The organism is Pedobacter sp. 01T416_2 (genome assembly GCF_056398925.1).
The window spans coordinates 1-6,743 of sequence record NZ_JBFTQI010000288.1; the positions used below are offsets into that span (position 1 = coordinate 1).

General features: G+C 35.9%; 6 protein-coding genes and 1 tRNA gene. 3 read left to right on the forward strand and 4 right to left on the reverse strand.

The genetic code is table 11. The features are described from left to right. The first annotated feature begins 472 nt into the window (after nucleotides 1–472). Genes AC1DPQ_RS13520 through AC1DPQ_RS13530 form a run of 3 tightly spaced genes read left to right on the forward strand, consistent with a single transcriptional unit; the run spans nucleotide 473 to nucleotide 2,799 of the window. The gene (locus AC1DPQ_RS13520) at nucleotides 473–1,411 is read left to right on the forward strand and encodes a hypothetical protein (protein ID WP_477585381.1); all 939 of its coding nucleotides are present in this window, start codon (nucleotides 473–475) and stop codon (nucleotides 1,409–1,411) included. Further along, a complete protein-coding gene (locus AC1DPQ_RS13525; protein ID WP_477585383.1) occupies nucleotides 1,395–2,048 on the forward strand; it encodes a sensor histidine kinase in 654 nt (217 codons plus the stop codon). The genes AC1DPQ_RS13520 and AC1DPQ_RS13525 overlap by 17 nt, the downstream gene beginning before the upstream one ends. Nucleotide 2,049: 1 nt before the next feature. After that, nucleotides 2,050–2,799: a LytR/AlgR family response regulator transcription factor gene (locus tag AC1DPQ_RS13530; protein WP_477609727.1), complete on the forward strand. Its 750-nt coding sequence runs from the start codon at nucleotides 2,050–2,052 to the stop codon at nucleotides 2,797–2,799. A 103-nt stretch (nucleotides 2,800–2,902) separates the two neighbouring features. Here AC1DPQ_RS13530 and AC1DPQ_RS13535 read toward each other — a convergent pair whose 3' ends face one another. The 4 genes from AC1DPQ_RS13535 to AC1DPQ_RS13550 form a co-directional block, all read right to left on the reverse strand. Beyond that, complete coding sequence (locus tag AC1DPQ_RS13535; protein ID WP_477609729.1) at nucleotides 2,903–4,603, reverse strand: peptide-N-glycosidase F-related protein; 1,701 nt, start codon at nucleotides 4,601–4,603, stop codon at nucleotides 2,903–2,905. A 470-nt stretch (nucleotides 4,604–5,073) separates the two neighbouring features. After that, nucleotides 5,074–5,157 (reverse strand) — tRNA-Leu (locus AC1DPQ_RS13540). Between the two features lie 42 nt (nucleotides 5,158–5,199). Then, nucleotides 5,200–5,964, reverse strand: coding sequence for an MBL fold metallo-hydrolase (locus AC1DPQ_RS13545; protein ID WP_477609731.1), 765 nt, complete (start codon nucleotides 5,962–5,964; stop codon nucleotides 5,200–5,202). A gap of 49 nt (nucleotides 5,965–6,013) precedes the next feature. After that, nucleotides 6,014–6,286, reverse strand: coding sequence for a hypothetical protein (locus tag AC1DPQ_RS13550; RefSeq protein ID WP_057933024.1), 273 nt, complete (start codon nucleotides 6,284–6,286; stop codon nucleotides 6,014–6,016). Nucleotides 6,287–6,743: the final 457 nt, after the last annotated feature.

Below are 6,743 nucleotides of genomic sequence, written 5' to 3' on the forward strand. Positions count from 1 at the left end.
TAAAAGGCAGGGACTAATACGACCATAAGTTCTGTAAACTAGAGATGACGGAAATTCACCCTGCCTTTTATTTAAAGGGACTAATACGACCATAAGTTCTGTAAACTAGAGATGACGGAAATTCACCCTGCCTTTTATTTAAACGCTTACCAAGCTTTCTTCTTGTAATACTATTGCAAGAAGAAAAATCAGTTTGATAAACCAAAGGAGATGACGCCGATTTTAGGAATCTCGGAATGACAGCTTATCGAAACTTCTCAAATTGTTTGAAAGAATCCTTCGACAGGCTCAGGATGACAAGTTCTTTGTCAAATTGACGAAAAACTACTTCTTCCCTTACCTACCCTCTTTCTCCAAATTCAAATACTGCACAAAACAACACCTCTACTATTTTATATACTGCCTTTCCTGTTTTATGCTTTTAGTTTTGCTATTATTGCGACAAGTTTGATGAAAATTAAAACTTAACATTATGAAAAAAATTATTTTTCTATTCCTCAATTTTATTTTGGCGCTAAACACAGTACATGCGCAAACGGGTATTGATTTCGATCATATTTATGAAAGCGGCAACAATCAATGGATGAACGTTAATAGCGGCGCTAAAGAAATTTATTTTAACAACAAGGTACATGGGGAGTTTAATACTTCATTTAATTATATACCTGGTGTAAATAAACTCAGCATTGAGTTAAGAATTAAAGAGAAAAAAAACGCACAAAAATATCGCTATACAATCTTGCAAGATGAAAAGCCCATTGTAGTTAATAAGCAGTTTGGTGATATCATAGATTATACAAATGGCCAATTTAGTGGAAGTATAGTAACGTTAGGCGTTTTCCCCATAAAAGGTAAAAGCATAACAACATTGATTTACAACATTGAAAATCCTTCGGATATTTATAAAAATATATATTATTCAAAGGAAATCCCAAGACCGAAAATTTTATCTTTTTCTCATCGTTTATATTCCGGCGATAAAATCCCAATCAAGAATAACTCAAATGAAATTACAAAAGTTAATTTCTCTAAACATGATTTTGGATTGAGAGTTACAAAAGATAAATCAGTTATCGATAACATTTATGCTATCGTTATAAAAGATAAGCGAACAAATGAGATTATTTACAATTCAACAGCATGGAAATACGACTTGTTTGATTCAGAAGAAGATTTTCCTTATATAGATATTGAAGAATATGTTTTCCCAAAATCTGGTGAATATGAGATTATCATTCGGCCTTCTATTCGATGGGGGGCAGCAGAGGGGCCAGAAAAATATATAATTAGACAGACTATATCCGTTACATTAGCGGAAGAGAGTTTTACTAAAAAAGACCTCATAATTTTAGGAGGGGTATCAACATTAGGTGTAGGGACTTTTTTTTTTAGTAGTGCTTTATTTTGTTAAAAAAAGGAACAAGAAAAAACTTGCACAGCAATTAAAAGAAAAAGAATTTGCTCAGCTTAAGTTGGAGTCTGTCCGCTCTCAATTAAACCCTCATTTTCTGTTTAATGCGCTATCTGGCATTCAAAATTTAATGAACAAAAACGAAATAGACAATGCCAATAAATACCTTTCTAAATTTGCCCGATTAACCCGTAATGTGCTAGATGATAAAGAACTGATTAGTTTATCACAGGAAAAAACACTACTAGACGATTACCTCCAAATGGAGCAATTGCGGTTCGGCTTTAAATACGAAATTAGCTACACCGAAAACTTAGATTTAGAGAACATAGAAATACCCAGTATGCTGCTACAACCTTTTGTAGAAAATGCGGTGAAGCACGGTATATCGAAAAAAGGCACAGATGGAAAAATAATGATCGCATTTACTAAGCAAGCGAATAGTTTGTTGCTAACGGTTAACGATAATGGAAATGGGTTTAACACAGAAAAAAAGAACAGTGGTTTGGGTCTTCAATTAAGCGACAGTAGAATAAAACTCTTAAATAGCATTTATAAAGAAAATCGCTTTACTTTAGCTATACAATCAACCACCAACGGCACTGAAATAAGCTTAACACTAACCGATTGGCTATAGTATGATGAGGGCAATTTTAATAGACGACGAAATTTCAAATTTAGAAAACCTGCAGGCATTGCTAGAAAAGCACTGTCCGCAGGTAACCATAATGGCTACAGCGCAAAATGTAAGTGATGCCGTTGTTGCTATTGAAAAACATGTACCCCATTTAGTGTTTCTGGATATTCAAATGGGCGATGAAACAGGTTTTGAGGTACTAAAACTACTCYCAGCACGTAATTTTGAAGTTATTTTTGTTACTGCTTACGATCAGTATGGTATACAGGCTGTAAAATTTGCAGCCTTAGATTATCTGTTAAAACCCATTGATATTGAAGAATTGATAAATGCGGTAAGTAAGGCCGAATATAAATTGACAACGCCAATACAAAATCTACAGCTCGATTTTTTATTGCAACAACTAAAAAAGCCAGAAACAAATGTGAGCAAAATTGCCCTACAGATGCAAAGCGAAATCAGGTATGTTACGTTATCAGAAATTATACGTTGCGAGGCAGACAATACTTATACTCACTTCTTCCTTTCGAGTGATGAAAAAATACTGGTTTCTAAATCACTTAAAGAATATGCAGATTTACTGCGCCCCAGCGGTTTTTTAAGAACGCACCAAAGCCATTTAGTAAATCCAAAATATGTAAAAAGCTGGTTAAAAGAAGACGGTGGGATTCTACTCTTAACATCTGGAGAAAAAATTCCGGTTTCAAAGCCCAACAAGGATACTGTAAAACTAGCATTGCAACAACTCTAAATTATAGGGCAGGCTTCATCATTTATCAAAGAGGAACTTTATCTACAGAAAAAGCCTTTTCCACTGCTATGGAAAAGGCTTTATATTCTAGTTTGAGATCAGTTTATTGCGTTATCAAATAGGCCGATACATAATACTTACTATCTGTTTTTTCAAATTCGGCCTCGGGGATAGATATTTTTAAAGTATGCTTTCCTTTCGCCAAAGGACCGAGGTTAATAATACGTGTAGGTACCGGGCCACCTGGGCACCATGAACGACGTTCTTTGCTAATATCACCGAAATAAATACCATTAGGTTGAGTGTTATACATCTCAAACGGTGCACAATTTTGGCTCATTTCTAATCGGGTATATTCTTTACCGTCTAAATCTACTACATGTTCTCTCCAATTGTATTCTTCTCCACCTTCGGCTGCTCCATGTCCTGATGAAATGACATAAAGAGTTGTCGTTTTAGTGTCGTTCGCTAATTCGAAGCTTACTTGTTTGCTGTTTTTACCAGCAGCTTTATCTTTACCATCTAAACTATAATAACTTAATAATGAAATTCCTTTTTGTGCAGGCAAATCCTTCATTTTATCGCTGATTAGATCTACAGACACATTAAAAGTTAGTAACGAGCCATCGCAACCGATTACCTCACGCTGGCCGGCACCAGTTGTACCAAATACCTCGGTCAATAAATAAACATCCTTTCCGCCCTGTTTTATCGTACTAACCATTTGGTCTATTTGTGCTTCGTAAGGAATATGGTCTGGTTGACGGGTACGGTACATAAACGGTGTCATGATTCTTAAAAGTTCAAATTGCTCACCTTTTTCTAAATTAAATTGTTMACCTTTTGGCATAACAACCAAGGTTAGGTGGCCAATTCTATCATAATTATCGCAGCCTGATTTTATACTAACCTTTATTTTTAATGTTTTACCAATTTTATCTATTTCGGCTGCACTAAGCTGACGCAAGTACTCGGCATTACTGATGCGTGTTATACCTTTAGCCACCGGCTGAGTTACCTTTTGTGCATAACCATCATAAAAATCGACATTTGTTAACACATTAATAGTTACTTGCTTCTCTGCTAACTTAGCTAAGGCAGTTGTGATCTCTTTACCCAGCGCGGCGTTTTTTTGTTTGGCTGGCAGTCGATCAAAAAATTGTTTTGCTTTATTGGCATCGAAAGCAGAACCATCAGTGCTTACATACATTAACAACGCCTCGGCAGCATAAGGTTTGGCTATATTTTTAGATAAAAATTCCGACAATTGCGCAAGTTTCAGGTTTTTCACACTATCTATCTCCGCATCAACATTTTTCCCGCGAACGGTATCTTCGGCTTTTACCCGTCTTTTTTTCCAACCAAGCAAACGTAATGATGTATCTAACTTCAAATATGGTTTTTTAAAGATCATGTAATCATTATTTACCACAGATCCACTTATGATGGATTTACGCAAATAGCCTTTTGCACTAACATTTACCAACCCTTTAGAAAGATACAGACTCAACGAATTAGGATCGGCTGCTGCATTTGGTGAAGTATTTGGCTTAGTAAATTGTAAAGAAGCTTTAATATCTATATCGGCTACGTCTTTAAAACTGAATTTATTGTTTTTGATTATTGCACTATCTAAAACCTCTTTTCCATTTTTATAAAAGGTAAAATAAATCGCCCGATTGGCCGAATCGTAACTGGGTAGATTAACCGTTCCCTGTAATTGGAAAGGAACATCGGTGTTTTTTTGTGCCATTAAACCTGTTGATGAAATGGCAATTAATAAGAGCAATAGATATTTTTTCATTTGTTTAAATATTGTGTTTCTTTTGCGATGAAGCAGTCATGATTTTTCACTAGTGTTTTATTTCGCTTTTTAAGTTTAAGAACTCGCAAGCTCGGTTTAATCATTACGGTGTGATTTTGAAAATCATGATGATTTCATATTTAAAATGGTTTACTTGTCCTTTTCTACAATAATCCAACCCAGCTTCTTTCTTCCATGGCTTCGGCAAATATGATAAAAAATCAAAAGTAAATCCTCTGTTATTTTAGCTAAATATGATGCAAAATATGCCAATGTAGGAGCAAACAGATAGCGACCAGAAAAATGAATAGTGATAAACTTAAAAATGGCCGTAGGTACTCAGATAAAACGAGCTCATCAATAATAAAACAAAAAAATTGGCTACACTGATTTCATTGGTATCAAAAGATATCATAAAAACAACAAAGCCTCAACAATAAACATGTTAAGGCTTTAAGTTTTACACTATGTACCCAAGAGGAGATTCGAACTCCCACACCCGTACGGGCGCCAGCCCCTCAAGCTGGTGCGTCTACCAATTTCGCCACCTGGGTTTGTGCTGCAAATATAATTTAATTTTAGATTTTAAAAAGTGTTTAAATTTCTATTTTTAAGCCATCATACGCCAGTCTGATATGAACTGGCAAGTCTTTTTCCACATCAGCATGTTTACCCAGATTATGACTGATGTGTGTAAGATAAGTGGTTTCTGCACCTACCCTTTCCGCAAAGGCGATGGCCTCGCCTAAAGTAAAATGAGAAATATGCGGTTCTTTTTGCAAAGCATTAAGCACCAATATTTTTGAACCCTTTATTTTCTCAAAACTTGGTTCTGATATGGTTTTGGCATCGGTGATATAAGTAAAATCTCCAATCCGATACCCGGTAATGGGCAACAAATGGTGCATCACTTCAAACGGAATAATTTTGCTTTCTCCAATTTTAAAATCTTCGCCATTGGTTACGCTGTGCAGATTAATCTGTGGCAAACCATGGTATTTAGTCTCGGCAAAAATGTAATAGAACTCTCTTTTTAAAGCCGTTTGAACCCTGTCTGTCGCATAAACATCAATTACCTTGTGTAGCAGATAATTAAATGGCCTGATATCATCCAAACCGGCAATGTGGTCTTTGTGTTCGTGGGTAAACAATACCGCATCAAGATCTTTTACCTTTTCGCGTAAAAGCTGGTAACGGAAATCAGGCCCACTATCTACCACGATGGTTTTATCAGCTGTTTCAATTAATATCGAAGTCCGTAAGCGGTTATCTCTTTTATCAGCAGATAAACAAACTTCGCAATTACAAGCAATTACAGGAACGCCTTGTGATGTACCAGTACCTAAAAAAGTAACCTTCATCTGCTTAAACTTTCCTTTCTATAATTGTAATGCTGGAGTTGTATCTTCATTAAAATAATTCGGTTTGCTGTAAGGATAGGTAGAATTGGCGCTGTTTTTCTTCTAGCAGGTTTTCGTCTGTATTGGTTTGCTTAACCAAAGTTACCAATGCAGCAATTTTTCCTTCCAGATTTGAAAATTTGTTTACCACAACAACCTTATTGTGCTCGAGCAGGCAAGAACCCGTTTTAAAGTTTCCTTTCTCATAACGAACCTTATAGCCCATAGCAAAAAGCAGGGTTTCTAATTTCTCTAAGGTATGGTTTGTTAGTGGCAATGACATTGGAAACAAACTTAGATAAATCTGCGCAGCATTCATAAACACATGATGAAAAATTTATCAACCACTATGTTCACTTCTAAAACATTTAGAAAATCAGGGCGCTGGATCAATCGGTTACGAAGCCCTGCCATCTGCTTTACTCATCCTGAACAATTTCGGGAATCGTGCCGGTTCCTGTTTTATCGAACCTGGGTTAGGCGCTTTGCTAGCTTACGTTAATAAACCATAGGTTTTACCGAAGAACGTCGTCAATTCCAAGTGGCGGAGAAATCAAAAAAACAGTTGCACAAAAGAAAAAATAGCACTACCAAACCTTAAACGCAGTGGTTTTGTGTTCATAAATGCTGCTTCAAAATGTTACGAAAATTGAACACAAAACGAAGTGCCGCTGTTTTTTTGATGTGCTTGGATTGTGCTGAGCTGCCTTGATGGATTGACGAAGCGCTTTGGGTACTTT